This window comes from Streptomyces sp. NPDC048603 (assembly GCF_043199475.1).
Classification (GTDB): Bacteria; Actinomycetota; Actinomycetes; order Streptomycetales; family Streptomycetaceae; genus Streptomyces.
In genome coordinates, this window is record NZ_JBICVY010000001.1 from 120430 (window position 1) to 141122 (window position 20693).

Below are 20693 nucleotides of genomic sequence, written 5' to 3' on the forward strand. Positions count from 1 at the left end.
GAGCGCTCTCAAGAAGGTGTTCCCGTTCGTTCCCGGAGCCAAGGGAGGCTTCCCATGCCCACGTCCCGATCCACCGGCAGAGCCGTCGTCCGCCTGGGGGCGGTCGCTCTGGCCGGGCTGCTGCTCGCCGCCTGCGGCGGTTCGCCGGAGGGCGCCTCCGGCAGCGCGGACGCCAAGGTCACCGTCACCGTGGACCTGTTCGGCTCCTTCGGCTACGAGGAGGCCGGGCTCTACGCCGAGTACGAGAAGCTGCACCCGGGGGTGACGATCAAGCAGACCGACACCGAGGACGAGGCCGACTACTGGAAGTCGCTGCAGACCCGGCTGGCCGGCGGTGGCGGTCTCGCCGACGTCCAGGCCATCGAGGTGGGCCGGATCGCCTCCGCCGTCCAGCAGCAGAGCGACAGGTTCGAGGACCTGCGGACGTACGGCGCGCAGGCGCTGAAGGGCGGGTTCGCCGAAGCCACTTGGGCGGCGGCCACCGGCAGGAACGGTGAGGTCCTCGGCCTGGGCACCGACGTGGGCCCGGAGGCGATGTGCTACCGCACCGACCTCCTCGCGCGGGCCGGCCTGCCCACCGACCGCGAGGAACTCGCGAGGAACTGGTCGACCTGGGAGGGCTACCTGGAGCTCGGCCGGCAGTACAAGGCGAAGGCCCCTGCCGGGAGCGCGTGGCTCGACAGTGTCGGCAGCCTCTACTCGGTCATGATCGGCCAGCAGAAGGAACGTTACTACGACGCCTCCGGCAAGCTGGTCTGGGAGACCAACCCGGCCTTGAAGGCGGCCTGGGAGGCGTCGGTCACGGCGGCGCAGGGCGGGCTGAGCGCCCGGCTGGACCAGTGGTCGCCGCAGTGGAACCAGGCGTTCGCCGCCGGTTCCTTCGCCACGCTGCCCTGCCCCGCCTGGATGCTCGGCTACATCAAGGGCCAGGCCGGGGAGGCCGGAAAGGGCAAGTGGGACGTCGCGAAGCTGCCCGCCGGTGCCGGGAACTGGGGCGGCTCGTACCTCGCCGTTCCGCGCGCGGCCAAGCACAAGAAGGAGGCGTACGAGCTGATCGCCTGGCTCACCGCGCCCGAGCAGCAGGCCAAGGTCTTCCGGAAGCAGGGCAACTTCCCGTCCGCCACCGGTGCCATCGCCACGATCTCCGGCGCGACCGACCCGTACTTCTCCGGCGCACCGATCGGCAGGATCTTCGGCGAGGCCGCGAAGGCCGCCCCGGTCCAGGTGCTCGGTGTCCACGACCAGAACATCGCCCAGCAGATCACCAACGCCCTGGGCGAGGTCGAGCGCAAGGGCACGGCACCCGAGAAGGCGTGGGCGAACGCCAGGAAGGGCGTGGCGAACACCCTCGGCTGACCGGCCGGTCCCCTGCAGGCCCGCAGGTCCCTCCGTCCCCAGGCACCGACTCGTCCCGAATCCCGAAGGGCCGCATCGTGACCCTGACAGCATCCGCACGCACCCGGCCGCGCACCCAGCCGCCGCCGGGCCGGGCGTCCACCGTCCGGCGCGCGTGGCGCACGGTCTCCCCGTATGCCTACATCGCCCCGTTCTTCACCCTGTTCGCCGCCTTCGGGCTCTTCCCGCTGATCTACACGGCGTTCGTGTCGCTGTACCGGGTGGAGCTGCAGACCCCGGGCGAGATGGAGTGGCGCGGGCTGGGCAACTACACCGCGCTCCTCGGCGACGAGTTCTTCTGGACCTCGCTGCGGAACACCTTCACCATCGGGGTGCTCTCCACCGTCCCGCAGCTGCTGATGGCGCTCGGCCTCGCGCACCTGCTCAACCACAGGCTGCGCGGGCGGACGTTCTTCCGTACGGCGATGCTGCTGCCGTACGCGACCTCGGTCGCCGCCGCCACCCTCGTCTTCGCCCAGCTCTTCGGCCGTGACTTCGGCCTGGTCAACTACGTGCTGGGGTTCGCCGGAATCGACCCGGTCGACTGGCAGACCGGCACGGTCGCCTCCCAGATCGCCGTCTCCTCCATCGTCATCTGGCGCTGGACCGGCTACAACGCGCTGATCTACCTGGCCGGCATGCAGTCCATCGCGCACGAGCTGTACGAGGCCGCCGAGATGGACGGGGCGTCCCGCTGGCGGCAGTTCTTCCACATCACCCTGCCCGGGCTGCGGCCGACCATCGTCTTCACGGTCGTCGTGTCCACCATCGGCGCCACCCAGCTCTTCGGCGAGCCGCTGCTGTTCGAGGGTTCCGTCTCCGGCGGGATCTCCCACCAGTACCAGACGCTCGGCCTCTACCTGTACGAACAGGGCTGGGGCTTCTTCCACCTGGGCCGGGCCGCCGCCATCGCCTGGGTGATGTTCCTGCTGATCCTGCTGGTCGTCGGGGTCAACGCCGCGATCGGGCGCCGCCGCGCCCGCAAGGAGGCCGTCCGATGACCGCCCTCGCCGATCCGCCGGCCGGGCGCCCGCCCTCAGGGCAGCGGGCCCCGGACGGACGCCGCCGCTCCCGGCACGGCTCCCGGAACCGCTCCCGCGCCGGGCGGACGATGCGGGGCGGGGTGCTCGCCCACGCGATCCTCGTCCTCGCCGTGCTCGTCTCGGCGTTCCCGTTCTACTGGACCGTCGTCGCCGCCAGCCGCTCCAACGCCGACCTGGCGAAGGTGCCACCGGCGCTGCTGCCCGGGCCGAACCTGATGCACAACTTCGAGGCGGTGGTGAAGGAGGCCGACATCGGCAGGGCGCTGCTCAACTCCCTCATCGTGTCGGGGTCGATCACCCTCGGCACGGTGCTGTGCTGCACCCTCGCCGGGTTCGCCTTCGCCAAGCTGCGCTTCCGCGGCCGCGGCGCCCTGCTCGCCGTCACGGTCGGCACCATGATGATCCCGCCGCAGCTGGGCGTCATCCCGCTGTTCATGCTGATCGCCGAACTGCAGTGGGTGAACCAGCTCCAGGCGGTCATCCTGCCCGGACTGGTCTCCGCCTTCGGCGTGTTCTTCATGCGGCAGTACCTCATCCAGTCGCTGCCGGACGAACTGATCGAAGCGGCGCGTGTCGACGGTGCCTCCACCGCCCGGATCTTCTGGTCGGTCGTCGTCCCCGTCGCCCGGCCCGGCATGGCCGTGCTCGGCCTGCTGACCTTCATGGCCGCCTGGAACGACTTCTTCTGGCCCGTGGTCGCCCTCTCCTCCTCGGAGCCGACCGTGCAGGTCGCCCTGCGCCAGCTCGGCGGCGGCTACGTCAACGACCAGTCCGTGGTCATGGCCGGCACCCTGCTGGGCACCCTGCCGGTGCTGCTGGTCTTCGGCCTGCTCGGGCGGCAGATCGTCGGCGGCATCATGCAGGGCGCGGTGAAGAGCTGAGCACACCGGCGCCCGGCGCGCCGCCGCCTCCTCTCCCCTCCCTCTCCCCCTGCCCCACCGCCGCCCCCACCTCCGGCGCCACCCCAGAGTCCTCTCACCCCCGGGAGTTCCCGCCTCATGACCGCGCTCGACGCACGCCCCCGCAGCGGGGCGACCCTCCGCTTCCCCGAACGCTTCCGCTGGGGCACGGCCACCGCCGCGTACCAGATCGAGGGAGCGGCGGCCGAGGACGGCCGCACCCCCTCCATCTGGGACACCTTCAGCCGCACCCCGGGGAGGGTCCGCAACGGCGACACCGGCGACATCGCCGCCGACCACTACCACCGCATGAGCGAGGACATCGCGCTCATGCGACGGCTCGGCGTCACCGACTACCGCTTCTCCCTCGCCTGGCCCCGCGTCCAGCCGACCGGCCGGGGACCCGCCGCCCGGAAGGGCCTGGACTTCTACCGGCGGCTCACCGACGAACTGTGCCGGGCCGGCATCCGGCCCGTGGCCACCCTCTACCACTGGGACCTCCCCCAGGAACTGGAGGACGCCGGCGGCTGGCCGGACCGGGAGACCGCGTACCGCTTCGCCGAGTACGCGGGCCTCGCGGCGGAAGCGATCGGCGACCGCGTGGCCACCTGGACCACCCTCAACGAGCCCTGGTGCGCGGCCTTCCTCGGCTACGGCAGCGGGGTGCACGCCCCCGGCCGTACCGGCGCCGTCGACTCGCTGCGCGCGGCCCACCACCTCAACCTGGCCCACGGCCTGGCCGTCCAGGCGCTGCGGGGCGCCGTTCCCGGTACCGCCGAGGTGTCGCTCACCCTCAACCTGCATGCGGTGCGGGCCCGCACCGGCACACCGCAGGACCTCGACGCGGCCCGCCGGATCGACGCCGTCGGCAACCGGATCTTCCTCGACCCCGTCTTCCGCGGCCGGCTCCCGGAGGACCTCGTCGGCGACACCGCGGCCGTCACCGACTGGGCCTTCGTCCGGGACGGGGACCTCCGGACGGCGGCCGCACCGATCGACTCGCTGGGCATCAACTACTACTCCCCCACCACCGTCACGGCCGGCAGCTCCCCGGCGCCCTCACCGTGGGCGGGCGCGGAGCGGCACGTCCGCTTCGTTCCCGTCCCCGGGCCGCGCACGGCCATGGACTGGCCGGTCGACGCCGGGGGACTGCACGAGTTGCTGCTCCGGCTGCGGGACGACCTCCCGGGCGTTCCGCTGGTGGTCACCGAGAACGGTGCGGCCTACGAGGACTACGCCGACCCCTCGGGGCAGGTGAGGGATCCCGAGCGGGTGGAGTACCTGCGCGCCCATCTGGCCGCCGTGCACCGGGCGATCGAGGACGGCGCCGACGTCCGCGGCTACTTCCTGTGGTCCCTGCTGGACAACTTCGAGTGGGCCTACGGCTACAGCAAGCGGTTCGGGATCGTGCACGTCGATTTCCCCACCCAGCGGCGGACGTTCAAGGACAGCGCCCACTGGTACGCGGAGGTCATCGCCCGCGGCGGCCTCACCGGCTGACCGGAACGTACCGCATCCCGGAACCTTGATCGAATTCGTGGAGTTTGTTGGCAGACTGTCGTATCGGCCGAGTTCCGCCGGGGCGTCCGGCACGCGTGTGACCCCGGGGGCTCGTGCCGCACTGCCTCATCTGCACACGGACCGAAACGAGTTGAGTTGAGAACGACACCAAGGGCCGTCGCCCTGGCGGCCCTCGCCGTGGCCATGGCGGTCACGGGTTCCGTCCCGGCCGGCGCGGTCAGCGGCCCGGCTCCCGTCATACCCTCCGCGCCGGCCGCGCAGCACCGGGCCGGCGCGACCGGCCCCGCCACGACCGTCACCCTGGTCACCGGAGACCGGGTGGTGCTCGGCGCCGACGGCACCGTGCTCCGGCTGATCCGGGGCGCCGGGAGGGAATCCGTACCGATCTCCGTCCGGCGAACCGCCGGCCACACCCACGTGGTGCCGCGCGATGCCCTCCGGATGATCTCCGAAGGCACGCTGGACCGGCGGCTGTTCGACGTCACCCAGCTGGTCGCGGACAAGTACGACGACGCGCACCGCGGCTCGATCCCGCTGATCCTCGGCTACCGGCAGGCACCCGGCCCGGCCGGCTCCGCCGGCTCTCCCGACCCCTCCGCCACGGGCGGGGGCCCGCTCGGCACTCTGCCCGGCGTGGCCCAGGACCGCCGCGCGCTGCCCGCCATCGGCGGAGAGGCGTTCGAGGCGGCCAAGTCCGGTACGACGGCCCTGTGGTCGGCGCTCACGGCGACCGGTCCGGGCGCCGGCGGCACCGGCCCCGGCAAGGGCCCGTTCGCGGCCGCCGCCCCGGCCGTCAGCCGGATCTGGCTCGACGCCAAGGTGTACCCCACCCTGGACAAGAGCACCGCCCAGATCGGCGTCCCGGCGGCCGTGAAGGCCGGCTTCACCGGCAAGGGCGTCAAGGTCGCCGTACTCGACACCGGCGTGGACCAGACCCACCCGGACCTCAAGGGCGTCGAGATCGCCGAGAAGAACTTCACCACCTGGGACGACGCCAGGGACTTCTACGGGCACGGCACGCACGTCGCCTCCATCCTGGCCGGCTCCGGCGCGAAGTCCGGCGGCAAGTACAAGGGCGTGGCGACCGGCGCGCAGATCATCGACGCCAAGGTGCTCGGCAACGACGGGCCCGGCCAGGAGTCCTGGATCCTCGCCGGCATGCAGTGGGCCGTCGACCAAGGCGCCAAGGTCGTCAACATGAGCCTCGGCGCCCAGGAGGAGGCGGGTGACCGGCCGATGGACGAGGCGGTGGCCCGGCTGTCCGGCAAGGCCCTGTTCGTGGCGAGTGCCGGCAACCTCGGTTCCGGGCCCGGGACCATCAGCTCGCCGGGCGGTGCCCCGCAGGCCCTGACCGTCGGCAACGTCACCAAGCAGGAGGCCCTGGCCGAGGACTCCAGCCGCGGTCCCTCGCTGGCCGGACCGGTCAAGCCGGACCTCACGGCCCCCGGCACCGACATCACCGCCGCCCGCAGCAGCCACCTGTCCGGCGGCCCGGGCAACGGCTACGTGACGAATTCCGGTACGTCGATGGCGGCCCCGCACGCGGCGGGCGCCGCCGCGATCCTGATGCAGCAGCATCCGGCGTGGACCGGGCAGCAGGTCAAGCAGGCGCTGACCGCCTCCGCCAAGCCCAACCCGGTGTTCCACGCGTACCAGCAGGGCTCCGGGCGGCTCGACGTGGCGCGCGCCATCACGGCGAACGTGGTCGGCGAGCCGGGCTCGCTGACCTTCGGCACCCAGTCCTGGCCGCACACCGACGACAAGCCGGTCGCCAAGACCCTCACCTACCGCAACCTCGGTTCCAAGCCGGTCACCCTCGCCCTGTCCACCAGGGCCGTCGACGAGCAGGGCCGGCCGGCCCCGGCCGGCATGTTCACCGTCAAGGACGCCAAGCTGACCGTACCGGCGGGCGGCACCGCGAAGACCACCGTCACCGCGAACACGAAGCTCGGCACGGTCGACGGCACCTTCGGCGGTACCGTCCTCGCCTCCGGCGGCGGCCAGGCCGTCAGCACCGGCCTGGTCGTGGTCCGGGAGATCGAGTCCTACGACCTCACCCTCCGGCACATCGACCTGAAGGGCGAGTCGGCGGGCTTCTACACGTCCGCCGTGTTCGACCCGGTCACGCTCACGCGCCACGAGGCCGCGCTGAGCGCGGACGGCGTCTTCCGGATCCGTCTCCCCAAGGGCGATTACGCCGTGGAGAGTTCGGTGTTCGGCGACGGTCCGGAGGTGGCCGCGCTCGTCCAGCCGGTGGTGAAGCTCGACAGGGCCACCACCATCACCCTGGACGCCCGGAAGGCCAAGCCGGTCACCGTCACCCCGCCCGACCCGGCCGCCAAGCTCACCGGGTACACCATCGGGTACCAGGCCCTGGACGCCATGTTCGCCGGCTCGTGGAACGACGGTGCCGGAACGGACCTGCGCACCGCCCACCTCGGGCCGTCGGCCCCGGACCTGAAGGCCCAGTACAGCGGCGTGTGGCAGGCACCCGGCGGCGCCGAGTACCGGCTCGCGTACAACACCAGGGGCAGCTGGTTCACCGGCCTGGACCGCCGTCCGGGCAAGGCCGACCTCGCCGAGGTGAAGACGGGCATCGCGACCTCGGTGGCCAAGCCCAAGGGCAGGCTCACCGGAATCCCCGTCGACCCGTCCGGGTTCTCCGTGGGCGTCCCGGATCCCGTCCGGGTGACGCTGCCGCGCACCATCACCCAGTACGTCAGCGCGGCACCGGACCTGAGGTGGACCTGGATCGCGGAGCAGCTCGACGCCGCGGGCGAACCCCGGATCGGGTACGTCACCGCCCCGAAGGCGCACGCCGCGGGCAAGACCCATTCCCAGTGGTTCAACACCGGCGTGGTGGGCCCCGACCTGAAGGCCGACCCCGAACAGGGCGGGCAGCGCACCGGCAACGACATGACCGCCTCGGTGAGGCTGTTCAGCGACGGCAACGGGCACGCGGGCGACTCCGCGACCACCGGCGGCGAGACGCTCCTGGAACGCAACGGCACCCTGATCGCCTCCTCCGGGGCGGTCGGCTGGCTGAACGCCTCGGTCCCGGCCGAGTCGGCGGCGTACCGGCTGAGCATGTACGCGACCCGGTCCGTGAAGGACAGCGCCACCAGTACCAAGGTGTCGGTGGCCTGGACCTTCACCTCGGCCCGGCCGAAGGGTTCCGGCCCGGTAGCGCTTCCGCTGTCCACCGTGCGGCTGTCCCCGCACCTGTCCTCATCGGTCACCGCCAAGGCGGGTGCCGGCCTGAAGGTGCCGCTGGAGCTCGCCGGTGCCGCCGCCGCTCCGGGCGCCCTGGCGTCGCTGACGGTGAAGGTCTCGTACGACGACGGCAGGACGTGGGTGGCTCTGCCGGTCACCACGGACGCCCAGGGCAAGCGCTCGGTGAACCCGGCCCACCCGAAGACCGCCAAGGCGGCGTCCTTCCGCGTCGACCTGAAGGACAAGGCGGGCAACACCATGACGGAAACCATCACCAACGCCTACCTGCTGGCCCCGTAGCCCGCTCGCGCTCCGGGAACGCGCCCCTTCCTCCGCCGCAGCCCGCCGTGGAGGAGGGGGCGCGCGTGCGTCTGGGGAACCGTCACCGGCGGCCCCGGTGTCAGGCGGCGCGGTGGACCCGGGCGAGGACCAGGACGGTGTCGTCCGTGGCGGAGTCCCGAAGCATGCGGTCGAGGATGCGGTCCGCCGCTTCCTCCAGCGAGCCGCTCGTGTCGGCGGCACCGAGTTCGCGGGCGAGTGCGGCGATCCCGGCATCGAGGTCCCGGTCCCGGGTCTCGACCAGCCCGTCAGTGTAGAGGGCGAGCACGGCGCGGTCGGGGAGCTCGACGTCCGTGGACCCGAAGGCCACGCCACCCACACCGAGGGGGACGCCCAGGACGTCGCCGACGGTCTCGACGGTGCCGTCGGCGTGCCGGATCAGGGGCGGGGGGTGCCCGGCGTTCGCGATCCGGGTCCGGCCGGTGTGCGGATCGTGGACGAGGTAGAGACAGGTGGCGAAATCGATGCCGTACTCCCGGGCGACGGCGTCGAGTTCGGTCAGCAGCGCGTCCGGTTCGGGGGTGTGCCGGGCGACGGCTTTGGCGGTGATGCGGAGGCGCCCCATCGCGGCCGCCGCCGGGACACCGTGCCCCATCACGTCGCCGACGACGAGGGCGACACGGTCCCCCGGCAGGCAGATGGCGTCGTACCAGTCGCCGCCCACCTCGGTGATGCGGCTGCCGGGCAGGTAGCGGTGGGCGAGGTCCACGTACGGCCCGGTGGCCGGGGCGGTGGGCAGCAGGGCCCGCTGGAGGGTGAGGGAGATGTCCCGGACCTGGCTGTAGAGACGGGCGTTGTCCAGGGACAGGGCGGCCCGGGAGGCGAGTTCGCCGGCCAGGCTGAGGTCGGCGGCGTCGAAGGCCGGGCGGGCGGCGGAACGGCCGAACATGGCGAGGCCCTGCACGGTGCCGCGGGCGATCAGCGGGGCGATGGCGATGCAGACCAGGCCGCTGTCGAGGAGGAGCCGGGCGCGTGCCTGGTGCGCGACGGTGCGCGTGGTGAATTCCTCGTCGACCGCCACGCACAGGGGGCGGCCGGTGCTCAGCATGTCGTGGATGCTGGATCCCGGTGGATAGGTGATCGTTTCCAGGCCGCCGACGAGTTCGGGGGCGGGCGGCGGGAGGGTGGTCAGGGCCGCGATCCGGTGGGTCACCAGTGGCAGGGCCGGGTCGAACGGCTCGCGTTCGTCGGCCCACCGCACGAGCTCCACGACCGAGCCGTCGCAGAAGTCCGGGACCGCCGCCTCGACCAGCTCGCGGGCGGTCACGCCCACGTCCAGGGTGGTGCCGATCCGTGCCGTGGCCCGGTCCAGCAGTTCCAGGCGCTGCCGGGCGGCGGTCGCGTCCAGGATGGCCTGCTCGCGGTCGGTCACGTCGATCAGCAGGCCGCCCACTCCGCGCAGGGTGTCGCCCGCCCCGCTGAGCGGGAACAGGCTGACCGACCGGACCTGGTCGCGGTCGGGGAAGCCGGGGGTGCGCAGACCGACGAGCGTGCCCACCACCGTACGGCCGCCCCGGGCCACCCCCTCCAGGAGGGCGTGGAACGCGCCGCCGTCGTGGGTGAGCATGACCTCGTCCGTCAGCCGGCCGAGGTGGTCCTCCAGGGGGAGACCGTCCATGTCGGCCAGAGCCTGGTTGAGGTGGACGTAGCGCAGCTCCTGGTCGAGCATGACCAGGCCGATCGGGCAGGTCTCGAACAGCGAGTCGAGGAACGACAGGTTCGTCTTGACCCGGTCGAGCTCCTGGGAACGACTGGCCAGGCCCAGCACCGCCGAGTCGCCGGCCGCTCCGGCGACCGGGAAGACGCGGAAGCCGCAGTCGAAGACCGTGCCGTCGCGGTGCCGGGCGGGCATCCTCACCCGCCAGTAGCCCAGGGTGCGGGCCCGCTCGACGAGCCGGGCGGCCGGGGGGACGCCGGCGGGGTCCACGGCTCCTCCGGGGAACAGGCGGGCGGCGGGCAGGGAGAGCACCTGTGGGGCGTCGTAACCGAACAGGCCGTGCGCACCGGGCCCCCACCAGCAGATCCGTTCCCGCTCGTCGATGCCGAAGACCGCCACGGGCACGTGTTCCAGGAGCGAACCCGGTTCGGAGCGGATCGGGCCGGCACCGTCGTCCCCGACCCTCCAGTGCGGTGGCATCGGGCCCCCTTCCTCCGGGTGGCGCGCGGGCGCGCCCTTCAATTCTGGGCGGCAGGGGCGTCCGGGGGCGAGCGGGGGCGAACCCGGTCAGGGGTGCCGCTCGACCGGCGTCATGGTCCGGTCGGGGACGGCGCGGGGGGCGGGGGTGTCCGGGGCCGCCTCCAGCAGGGCGTCACGGAGCCGGTCCGCGTCGACCAGGCGGGGGGTCCGGTGGTCGGGTTCGCTCAGCCAGGCCGAGGAGGGCGCGCCGTGGCGGCCGGCCGGGACCAGCAGCCACGTGCCGTGGCCGAGGGCGCGGGTTCCGGGCGCTCGGCAGAGGCGTGCCGTCCCGGCGGGGACCAGGACGATCAGCTCGCGCCGGACGTAGTCCGCGAGCACCGGGTAGCCGGCTTCCAGGGGCAGGCCCAGCCGGTCGAGGGCGGCGAGCCCGTGCTCCAGCGGGGCGATGGCGACCGCGTCCCACGTGGTGCCGCAGGCGAGGAGCTCGGTCTGGTGGGCTCCGCCCGCCCAGCTCGCCCGGCGCGTGCCGTCCGGCGTCAGCAGGGCCGCCCAGGGCAGTGGGGTGCGGGGGGTCGGTACGAGCGGCGGGACCGGCGGGATCAGCGCGTTGTCGGTGTTCTCCGCGTTCCGCTGGGCAGGACCGGGCATCGCAGTTTCTCCGGGGGGTCGGGAGCGCGTGGACGTCTTCCACCCCCCGCACTTCACGCTAGGCTCAAAAATTAAGCGTGTCTAGGTTTTCGAGTGGGAGCCTGCGGCTAGGGGGTGTCTTGTCGATCAGGCCGGATCAGCTCGCGGCGTCTGGCGCCGTGCATCGCAAGGCGGACGAGGGAGTCGACGCGGAGCGTCGGCGACTGAGGACAACGCGGCGAGGCGCGGTGCCAGACGCGGCGAGCCCGGCGTGATCGGCGAGACACCCCCTAGGGTTCCTGTGTGAGCACCCCCCGACGCCGCGGCCCCTACGCGAAGACCGCCGCGAAACGGCAGATGATCATCGACGCGGCACTGGCGGCGTACGCGGAGGCCGGCACCCGGGGCGCCTCGGTCAAGGACATCGCCGAGCGGGTCGGCATGACGGACGCGGGCGTCCTGCACCATTTCGGCAGCCGTGAAGCGCTGCTCACGGCCGTCCTGGAGGCTCGGGACACCGCGCTGGAGGCGGCCTACGGCAAGAAGGAAGCCCTCTGGCGGCCCGACATGATCGCGCAGAACGCCGAGACACCCGGTCTCAGCAAGCTGTTCCTGGACCTGGCGGCCGCCGCCGCGGAACCGGACCACCCCGCCCACGGCTTCTTCGCGGAGCGGTACCGCATGCTGCGGGAGCGGTTCGCCGACGCCATCGCCGAGGGCCGGCCGCCCGGGGGCGTTCCGCCGACCGCCGACCCGGACGCCGCGTGGGCGGCTCGCGTGCTCATCGCGGCGGTCGACGGACTGCAGCTGCAGTGGCTGCTGGATCCGTCGATCGACCTGACCGAGGACACCGTCAGGCTGCGGGACCTCCTGATGGACGCCCTCGAACCGGTCCCGCGCGACCCGGCCCCGCGCGACCCCGCTCCGGAGGGGTGACGGGTCCGGGCCGGTCCGCGGCGGGGTTACATGTCCCGGCCAGGCCCGTCCGGGTGTACGTCGGCGTGCGGCATTGCGCCCCTCGGGCCGGGGCGCGAGATTGATCCCATGGCGGTTCGGACCACGGTCGGCGACGACGGCACCCCGTCCGGTGAGGGCGACGACGAGGTGGAGGTGCTGATCGTCGGCGGCGGGCCGGTCGGGCTCACCGCGCGGGCGCTGCTGGAGCGCTGGGGCGTACGCACCTCGCTGATCGAGAAGCACCGCGAACTGTCGCCCTTCCCCAGGTCCCGGCTGGTCAACGTGCGGTCCATGGAGATCTTCCGCCGGCTGGGGCTCGCCGCGCGGATCAGGGCCGCCGCGTTCGCGCCGGAATACGGCCGCATCCGCTTCCGGGACACCCTGCTCGACCGCGACTTCGCCACGGCGGCGATGGTCGGCATCAACGCGCCGGTACCCGAGAGCCCGGTGACCGGCGTGGTCACCTCGCAGGACCGGCTGGAGCCCACGCTGCTGGCCGCGGCGGACACACCCGTGCGGTTCGGGGTCGAGCTCATCGACCTCGTCGAGGAGGCCGAGGGCGTCGTGGCCGTCCTCGTCGACCACGACGGCGGCCGGCAAACCCGGGTCTGGGCCCGCTACGTCCTGGCCGCCGACGGCGCGAACTCCACCGTCCGGCAGCGGCTGGGCATCGGCAGCACCGGCCCCGGAGCTCTGGGGGACTTCACCACCGTCGTGTTCGATGCCGACCTCGACCGCTGGTGCGCCGCTGAGCCCGCCGGGGTCTACTTCACCTCGCACGGAAGCTTCCTGCCGCTCTACCCGGAGGGCGGCTGGGCCTGGTTCTTCCCCACGCCCGACGACGCCGCCCAGGCCGGCCACGCCGACTGGGCGCGGCTGGTCTCCCAGGCTCTCGGCAACGGCACCGCGGCGGACACCGGCTCCGGCTCCGGCTCCGGCTCCGGCGTACGGACCCGTGTGTTGCGGGTACAGCAGTGGGTCATGAACGCGTTCGTCGCCGAACGCTTCCGGCGCGGCAGGGTCCTGCTGGCCGGCGACGCGGCGCACGCGGTCCCGCCGACCGGCGGACTGGGCATGAACGCCGGCATCGCCGACGTGCACAACCTGTGCTGGAAGCTGGCGGGCGTTCTGCGGGGGTGGGCCCAGCCGGCCCTCCTGGAGAGCTACGAGGCAGAACGCCTGCCCGTCGCCGACCGGACCCTCCGGCGTGCCGTGGAGAACACCCAGCTCATGCTCCACGTCCACGGCCGACGCCAGGAACAGCGACGGACGGGCGGCGGCTCCCCGGAGCAGGTCGAACTGCCGTGGTCCGAGGAGTACTTCGCGCAGCTCGGCTTCGTGCTCGGCGTCGCCTACCGCTCCGGCGCGGTCCTCGCCGACGGCAACACCCCGCCGGACCCGTCCGGGACGGGCACGCACTACGTCCCGGCCGCGCTACCGGGCCACCGCATGCCCCATCTCCGTCTGGCGGACGACCGCTCCACCCTGGACGCCTTCGGTGAATGGTTCACCCTGCTCACCCCCGGCCCCGAGCAGTGGGAGCGACAGGCCGTCACCGCCTGCCCGGTGCGCATCGAGGACCTTCCCCCCGAACACGCCGACGCCTGTGGCATCAGCCGGGGCGGAGCGCTCCTGGTCCGGCCCGACGGCCACATCGCCGCCCGCTGGAGCGGCCGCCCATCGGACGACTCGACCCTGCGGCACGCCCTGACCGAACTGACCGGCGGTACGCCCGAGCCGTAGCGGACCACGACCCGTGCTCCGGCGCCGGCGCCGGTCCATCTGCTCGGTGGACCGGCACCGGCCTGCTGGTTTCCGTACGGGCAGGGGTCAGTGCCGGTCGGCCGGGTGCCGGCGGCGCGCGTACACCGCGGCGCCACCCGCCGCCGCCAGGGCCGCGGCGGTCCCCGCGGCCCACTGCCAGGACGTCGCGCCTGCCGGCCGCCCGGACTCGGCCGCTGCCGGGACCGGCTCGCTCTCCCCGAGACCCGCGTACCCTCCGGCCAGGCCCCTGCGGTCGTAGTCCGAGCCGGGGAGTTTGTCGCCGTAACGGGCGGCGACCAGCTTCTGGTAGGCGGCGAGGGTGACGGTGCGCTTGCCGCCGAGGCCGGCGGTCCCCTCCGCGTTCAGCGGCTCGACCGTGCCCGCGGCGGTGAGCCGGTACCAGGCGCCGATCTGCGGCTCGGAGAAGGCACGGGCCTGTGGGGTGCCGCGCCCGGCATGGCTGACGTCCGAGTCGCCGTCCCGGATGCCGGCCAGCTGCCAGCCCTCGGAACCCACGTTCTGCCCGCCCTGCCCCGTCGCGGCGGCGCTTCCCTGAGGTGCGAGGAGCACGGCGGCCCGGTGGCCGTCGGCGGCGGCCACCCGGGAGGCGAGGTAGGTGAGCCGCAGCGCGGTCTGCGGGGTGGCCCGGGTCTTGCCGGACACGAACTCGGGGCTGATCTCGAAGAGCGGCACCGGGTCCTTCAGATCGAACCCCGGCGGCGCCGCGACCGCGGCCGGGGCGTCGGCGGGCCCGCCCTGGCTGCCGCCGTCCGCGGCCGCGGCACCCGGGGCGGGCGGCCGGGTCGCGACCAGGAAGCGGGAGACGGTGTCCCTGGTCTGGTCGCTCCGCAGGGTCTGCCGGGCGGACTGGTAGCCCGCGATGCCGTCCCCGTCCGCGGCCTGCGCGGAAACGTGGGTGCACAGGGTGGCGGCCAGCGCGGCCGTGGTGAGGACGGCTGCCCGGGCGGCCACTCGCGCACTGCGTCGTATGGTCTGCATGGTCGGTCCTGTCCTCAGCCCTGTATGCCGATGCGGGAGTGGGTCCACTGGAACGAGTTGTTGTTGACGTAGGTGTTGTAGTTCCACCAGGTGTAGGTCTGGGTGGTCTGCCACGGGTCACCGACCGCGATCATGTTGCTGGCCTTGTCGTAGCCGTAGATGACGTTCATGTGGCCGCCGCCGCTGCGCCAGCCGAACCGTACGCCGAACGGCCGGCCGGCACCGATCTCCCCGGCCGTCTCGCCGAACGAGGCGTTGCGGTAGAGGCTTCGGCCACTGTCGCGGAGCCCCAGCCGGGCCAGGCCGTTGGCCATGTCCTCCAGCGTCGCGGGCTGGTTGTTGCAGTCCACCCATGTGCCCTGGGCGGCGAGCCGGCAGAACTGTTCCTGGGTGACCGTGCGCCCCCAGTACTTGGCGATCGTCACGCCGGAGGCGTCCCAGCACCACTGGGTCCTGACCTGCTTCTGCATGTCGATCTTGAGCGTTCGGGAGGTGCCGGGGGGCGGGGTGGGGGTCGGGGTGGGCTTCGGGTTCGCACCGCAGACCGGCAGGGGGGTGGTGTTCTCCTTGATGAACGCGTCGGAGATGTAGTACGAGCCGGTGTAGATCCACCGCGGGTTGTTCTCCACGGTGTCTCCGGTCGTCCGGCAGGACATCCGGATCCTGGCGCCCACCTTCGAGGAGCCGGTGACCTGGGCCGAGAGGGAAGGCCTGGCCCGGTGGTTGACGGTGGCGAAACCACCCCGCCCGCCGATGACCGTACCGCTGACCACGTCGGCCTGGGCGAGGACATCGAAGCCGAACAGCAGGCCGCCGGAGAGCGCGGCGGTGGCCGCGGCTATAAGCGCCTTCTTACGGCGGGACGTGCGACGTTTACGCATCATGCTCCTTGATCCGAGCTGTGGGGGAACGTGCCGGAGCGGCGGTGCGGGGAATCCTGCCAGACAGAAATGGGGGCCTGGACACCTTCGCTCTACGCGCGAAGATGTCAGCAATTCAACGATCACCAGATGCGATTTGACGGATCGTCAACACTCCTGCCACTCACATGATTTGACGGCACGCCAGTTGCTGGTCCAGGCCATTCGGGCGCCCCGGAGCCGCGCGGACTTTGCGTAAAGTTGAGACACCCGGCGCTTTATTGGACGCAATGTCAAAAGCCAAATAGCCGAGAGTGCACGCGATGTGACTCTCCATCAATCCCAATTGGTGATTTCGTTCGGATCAGTCGGCGTAGCGGGTGGCGATCGCGAGGGCGCGCTCGCGCAGGGCGGTGCGCAACGACCGCGGGGCCAGGGCTTCCACGTCCGTGCCGAGCTGCCACAGCGCCCATTCGGCGTGCCGGGAATCCTGGAAGGTCACCTCCAGCCGCAGCCGGCCGTCCGCCTCGGGTTCTTCCGCGCGGACGGCCACCGCGGCGTCCAGCAGTTCCTCCCGCCGTTCCGGGTTCACCCGGACCAGCACGGCCAGGTGGCCCTCGGCGAGGAACCGCGCGGAGCGTTCCCGCCAGATCCGGTCCAGATCGACGCGGTTCGGCCGCTCTGCCGTTTCGGGGAGTTCCTCGGCGGCCAGCACCCGCGACAGGCGGTAGGTGCGGTCCGCGCCGGCTCGCGTGGCCAGCAGGTAGGCCCGGTCGCGCACGGTGACCAGCCCGATCGGGTCCACCGTGCGCCACTGTGGCGCCTGACCCGTGGCCGCGTAGTGGATGCGCAGCTTGTGTCCGGCGAGCACCGCTCGCCTGACCTCGATCATCGTGCTGTCGGGCACCTCGTCGGTGACCAGGCGCCGCGAGAGCAGGTCGGTCTCCGGGTCGACGAGGAATCGCCGGGCCGCGTCGCTCGCGGAGGCACGGTGGCTTTCGGGCATCGCGTCGACGACTTTCCGCATGGCCGAAGCGAGCGCGGAGCCGAGGCCGAACGCCTTCTCGCCGCGCCCCGATCCGGCGGTCAGCAGGGCGAGGGCCTCGTCGTGGTTCAGTCCGGTGAGCTCGGTCCGGAAGCCGGGCAGCAGGGCGAACCCGCCATGCCTGCCTCGTTCGGCGTAGACCGGAACGCCGGCCGCGGACAGCGCCTCGATATCGCGCAGCACGGTGCGGGTGGACACCCCCAGCTCGCGGGCGAGTGTGTCCGCCGTCAGCCGGCCGCTCCGGCGCAGCAGGAGCACCAGGGAGACCAGCCGGTCGGCGCGCATGCGGGAACCCTAACGGAATACATGACAGAGGGTGTCGTGATTCATTGCGAGGCTTGTTCACGCGACGTCAGGGCCGGCCGCTGCCGCGCCGACGGACGTACGCGTGACCGATGGATCGAATGGAGATGACGTGACAGTGCAACGAACGGCGGTCAACCCGGTGACGTGGTCGGTGGGGCTGGGTTTCAACCAGGGCGAGCTCGTCTCCGGGCAGACGCGGACCCTGTACGTCTCGGGGCAGACGGCGATGGGCGACGACGGCAAGCCGCGGCATGAGGGGGACATCGCGGGGCAGTTGACGCTGAGCATCGACAACCTGGAGGCGGTGCTCCGCGAGGCCGGCATGTCGCTCGCGAACCTCGTCCGGCTCAACGTCTACACGACCGACGTCGATCAGCTCTTCCCGCACTACGGCGCGCTGGCGTCGCGGTTGGGTGCCGCCGGGGTGGCACCGACCACCACGATGCTCGGGGTGACGCGACTGGCGGTCCCCGGCCAGATGGTCGAGCTCGAGGGGACCGCCGTCGCGTGAGGTGACCCGGTCGTCCCCGCCGCCCGCGGGTGAGGGGGCGGTCCGCCGGGGCGTGATGTGGCGAGAAGCACATTTCGCTCCCGGCGGTTCGTCCGGGGCGGGGTGTCCCCCGTTCCGCCCGGCGGCGGAACGGCTGCGAGGGCCGGGAACAGCGGCCTGCGCGGGGTTGGCGAGGCCCCCGCGCACTCGGGACGGAGTCGGACAGAGGGGCTGAAAGGGCGATGAGGGATGTTTCCGGCGTTACGTACCCTTGTCGGCCGGGGGACCTCACTGCGACACGAGAGCGGCTTTCATGGCGATCACCAGCACGCGTGCCCGGCGCCGGGCGGGCCGTACGGCCCTGGCGGCGGCAGTCCTCATCCCCGTGACACTCCTCGGCGCACCGTCGTACGCCGCCGCGGACGGGGCGACGGAGGCAGGGGGCCCTGCGGGTGCGGCGGGCGCTGCGGGTCCGGCGGGTCCGGCGGGCGCTGCCGCCGGGCGGCCGGGGAACGCACCGGGGACGGCGTCAGGGAAGGCGCCGGCGGCCCGGCCCGCGGCACCGCCGGTGACCATCACCCGGACGGCCATGGGCGCGGAGCGCTCGGTCGCCATCACCATCGACGACGGCCCCGACCCCGTCTGGACCCCCAAGGTCCTCGACGTGCTCGACCGGTACGAGGTCAAGGCCACCTTCTGCATGATCGGCACCAAGGCGCAGAAGCACCCCGCGCTGGTCCGCGAGGTCGTGGCCCGGGGCCACCGGCTCTGCGACCACTCGGTCGGCCATGACACCGCGATGGACCACAAGCCGGTCGCCTACCAGGAGCGGGAGATCGTGGGCGGCAAGGAGATGATCGAGAAGGCGGCACCGGGTGCCCGGGTGGAGTACTACCGGGCACCGGGCGGCGCGTTCACCCCGGACAGCCGGCGGATAGCCGCCGCGCACGGGATGCGGCCGCTGGGCTGGAGCGTGGATCCGCAGGACTGGAGCCGTCCGGGCGTGCCGGCGATCGTGGACAGCGTGCAGCACCCGCTGGTCCGCCCCACCGTCCTCTTCCACGACGGGGGCGGCGACCGCTCCGAGACCGTGGCCGCGCTGGAGAAGGTGCTGCCGTGGTACGCCCGGCAGGGATACGCCTTCACCTTCCCCGCCGTACACTCCGCCTGACCGCACCGGCCGACCGTGCCGGATGACCGCAGCGGCCGTCACGGCCGCCGGATCCGGCCCCGCCCCGCGACCTGGCCGTCGTACGGCGGGGTCAGTCGCGCGCCGGCGCCTCGCCGCCCATGGACATCAGGCCGCGCAGGCCGTCCCGCAGCATCCCGCGGTCGACGCCGCCGAAGAGCGCCTGCTGGGTGACGTAGCCCTGGGCCGCCGCGATGAGGGTGCGTGCGATGTACCGGGCGGGGACGTCGGCGGGGAGCATGCCGGCCTCCCGGTACGCCTCCACGAGTCCCACCCACACCCCGCTGATCTCCTCGAACCCGCGCCGCAGCAGGTCCGCGAGCTCCTCGTTGCGCAGGGTCTCCGTCCAGACCTGGAGCATCAGGCGGGGGAAGTCGCGGGGGTCGGCGCCCGGCTCCCCCGCGCCCACCTCCAGGATCGTCCCGAGGACCTCGGCGATCAGGAGGTCCGGGCCGGGCGGCGGACTCTGCTCCGCCGCCGCCGCGAACGCACCGCGGATCAACGCGAAGGTCTCCTCGGCGATCGCGACGATCAGCTCGTCCTTGCTGCGGAAGTAGCGGTAGACGGCCCCGGCGGACAGGTCCGCCTCCTTCAGCACGTCCTGCATGGACGTGGCGTGGAAGCCGTTGCGCGTGAAGCAGCGGGTGGCGCCGTCGAGGATCTGCCGTCGGCGGGCGTCGAGGTGTTCCTGGGATACGCGAGCCATGCGCCCACGCTAAAACGAACATTCATTCTTGACAAGGCGGAGGGGTCGGAGCACAGTGGGGCCAGATCGTAAAACGAACGATCCTTCTCTTTGAATCGAGTGCCCGCCATGCCCGTGACACCGACCCCACCGACCCCGACTGCCTCCCGCCACGCCGTCCCGGAATCCCGCCGGGTCCTGGCAGTGATCGTCATGGTCCCGCTCCTCGCCGCGCTGGCCCTGTGGGCCTTCGCCTGGCCGGCCACCCGGATGGCCCCCCGCGACCTCCCCCTCGGCATCGCCGGGCCCGCTGCCGCGGCCGCCCCGCTGGAACAGCGGCTCACCTCCCACCAGGGCGCCTTCGAGATCCACCGGTACGCCGACGAGGCCGCCGCCCGCACCGCACTGCAGGACCGCGAGGTCTACGGCGCGGTCGTGGTCACCCCGCAGGGCCCGCACCTGCTCACCGCGTCCGCCGCGAGCCCGGCCGTCGCCCAGCTGCTGACGCAGGCCGTCACCTCCCAGGCACCCGCAGGGAAGGCCATACCCGTCACGGACGTCGTGCCCGCGCCCGCCGCGGACGCGCGCGGCACCGGTTTCGGCGCCAGTGTCCTGCCCCTCGCACTGGCCGGGGTCGCCGCCGGCGCCGTCACCTCCCTCGCCGGACTGCGCGGCGGCCGGGCGGTCACCGCGGTCCTCGGCGCCTCCGCCCTCGTCGGCCTGACCGGGGCCGCGCTGGCGCACACCTGGCTGGGCGTCCTCACCGGCAACTGGTGGGCCGAGGCGGGCGTCCTGGCCCTGACCGCCGCGGCCGTCGCCGCCGGCGTCGCGGGGCTCCACGCCCTCCTCGGCAAGCCGGGCATCGGCCTCGGCGCCTTCCTGGTCGTACTCCTGGGCAACCCGTTCTCCGGCGCCGCGGGCGCGCCGCAGCTGCTGCCCGAGCCCGCCGGGCTCGTCGGCCAGTGGCTGCCGCCCGGCGCGGGCGGCTCGCTGCTCCGCTCGGTCGCGTTCTTCGACGGCGCGGGCGCGGCCGGGCCCGTACTGGTCCTGTCCCTGTGGGCCGCGCTGGGTGTGACCGCGCTCGCGCTCACCGGCCGCCGGTCCGCCCCGGCCGGTACGAGCGCCCCGGAGGCCCCCGTTCCCGTCGACGCGGCCCCGGCCCCGGCTCCCGCTCCCTGACACCCGAAGGACGCGGGGGCCGGCCGGATGCGTCCCGGGGCGCGC

At 73.0% G+C, this 20693-nt stretch carries 16 protein-coding genes; 10 read left to right on the plus strand and 6 right to left on the minus strand.

Features of this window, described 5'->3' with window-relative positions:
- The first annotated feature begins 54 nt into the window (after positions 1-54).
- From ACGFQ9_RS00625 to ACGFQ9_RS00645, 5 genes are all read left to right on the plus strand, one after another.
- Positions 55-1356, plus strand: a complete 1302-nt coding sequence (locus ACGFQ9_RS00625; protein ID WP_393569705.1) for an extracellular solute-binding protein — start codon at positions 55-57, stop codon at positions 1354-1356.
- A 77-nt stretch (positions 1357-1433) separates the two neighbouring features.
- Entirely contained in the window at positions 1434-2396 is a 963-nt protein-coding gene (locus ACGFQ9_RS00630) for a carbohydrate ABC transporter permease (protein WP_393569707.1), read from the plus strand.
- Entirely contained in the window at positions 2393-3319 is a 927-nt protein-coding gene (locus tag ACGFQ9_RS00635; protein WP_393569709.1) for a carbohydrate ABC transporter permease, read from the plus strand. The genes ACGFQ9_RS00630 and ACGFQ9_RS00635 overlap by 4 nt, the downstream gene beginning before the upstream one ends.
- Before the next feature lie 117 nt (positions 3320-3436).
- The gene (locus ACGFQ9_RS00640) at positions 3437-4837 is read left to right on the plus strand and encodes a GH1 family beta-glucosidase (protein WP_393569711.1); all 1401 of its coding nucleotides are present in this window, start codon (positions 3437-3439) and stop codon (positions 4835-4837) included.
- A 156-nt stretch (positions 4838-4993) separates the two neighbouring features.
- Positions 4994-8371, plus strand: a complete 3378-nt coding sequence (locus tag ACGFQ9_RS00645) for a S8 family serine peptidase (RefSeq protein ID WP_393569713.1) — start codon at positions 4994-4996, stop codon at positions 8369-8371.
- Positions 8372-8471: 100 nt separating this feature from the next.
- Here the strand turns inward: ACGFQ9_RS00645 and ACGFQ9_RS00650 are convergent, their stop codons facing one another.
- Together ACGFQ9_RS00650 and ACGFQ9_RS00655 are read right to left on the minus strand one after the other, a co-directional pair.
- Positions 8472-10547 carry a SpoIIE family protein phosphatase gene (locus ACGFQ9_RS00650; RefSeq protein WP_393569715.1) on the minus strand — a complete coding sequence of 692 codons (2076 nt, stop codon included), beginning with the start codon at positions 10545-10547 and terminating at the stop codon, positions 8472-8474.
- An 87-nt stretch (positions 10548-10634) separates the two neighbouring features.
- Complete coding sequence (locus ACGFQ9_RS00655) at positions 10635-11195, minus strand: hypothetical protein (protein WP_393569717.1); 561 nt, start codon at positions 11193-11195, stop codon at positions 10635-10637.
- 282 nt (positions 11196-11477) lie between these two features.
- Between ACGFQ9_RS00655 and ACGFQ9_RS00660 the strand changes: the two genes are divergently transcribed.
- Positions 11478-12110, plus strand: a complete 633-nt coding sequence (locus ACGFQ9_RS00660; protein ID WP_393569719.1) for a TetR/AcrR family transcriptional regulator — start codon at positions 11478-11480, stop codon at positions 12108-12110.
- A 108-nt stretch (positions 12111-12218) separates the two neighbouring features.
- Positions 12219-13874, plus strand: a complete 1656-nt coding sequence (locus ACGFQ9_RS00665) for an FAD-dependent monooxygenase (RefSeq protein WP_393569721.1) — start codon at positions 12219-12221, stop codon at positions 13872-13874.
- An 87-nt stretch (positions 13875-13961) separates the two neighbouring features.
- On the opposite strand, the gene ACGFQ9_RS00670 is transcribed toward ACGFQ9_RS00665, so the two are convergent.
- From ACGFQ9_RS00670 to ACGFQ9_RS00680, 3 genes are all read right to left on the minus strand, one after another.
- A complete protein-coding gene (locus ACGFQ9_RS00670) occupies positions 13962-14894 on the minus strand; it encodes a hypothetical protein (protein ID WP_393569723.1) in 933 nt (310 codons plus the stop codon).
- Positions 14895-14908: 14 nt separating this feature from the next.
- Positions 14909-15778 (minus strand): papain-like cysteine protease family protein, encoded by an 870-nt coding sequence (locus tag ACGFQ9_RS00675; RefSeq protein ID WP_393569725.1) that lies wholly within the window; start codon positions 15776-15778, stop codon positions 14909-14911.
- Positions 15779-16118: 340 nt separating this feature from the next.
- Entirely contained in the window at positions 16119-17084 is a 966-nt protein-coding gene (locus tag ACGFQ9_RS00680; protein ID WP_393569727.1) for a helix-turn-helix transcriptional regulator, read from the minus strand.
- 136 nt (positions 17085-17220) lie between these two features.
- Here ACGFQ9_RS00680 and ACGFQ9_RS00685 point away from each other — a divergent pair, with 136 nt between their 5' ends.
- On the plus strand, positions 17221-17616 hold the full coding sequence (locus ACGFQ9_RS00685) for a RidA family protein (RefSeq protein WP_393570763.1): 396 nt from the start codon (positions 17221-17223) through the stop codon (positions 17614-17616).
- Between the two features lie 292 nt (positions 17617-17908).
- A complete protein-coding gene (locus ACGFQ9_RS00690; protein WP_393569729.1) occupies positions 17909-18766 on the plus strand; it encodes a polysaccharide deacetylase family protein in 858 nt (285 codons plus the stop codon).
- Positions 18767-18857: 91 nt separating this feature from the next.
- On the opposite strand, the gene ACGFQ9_RS00695 is transcribed toward ACGFQ9_RS00690, so the two are convergent.
- Positions 18858-19490 (minus strand): TetR/AcrR family transcriptional regulator, encoded by a 633-nt coding sequence (locus tag ACGFQ9_RS00695; protein ID WP_393569731.1) that lies wholly within the window; start codon positions 19488-19490, stop codon positions 18858-18860.
- A 108-nt stretch (positions 19491-19598) separates the two neighbouring features.
- On the opposite strand from ACGFQ9_RS00695, the gene ACGFQ9_RS00700 reads away from it, so the two are divergent.
- Positions 19599-20648 carry an ABC transporter permease gene (locus tag ACGFQ9_RS00700; RefSeq protein ID WP_393569733.1) on the plus strand — a complete coding sequence of 350 codons (1050 nt, stop codon included), beginning with the start codon at positions 19599-19601 and terminating at the stop codon, positions 20646-20648.
- Positions 20649-20693 lie beyond the last annotated feature (45 nt).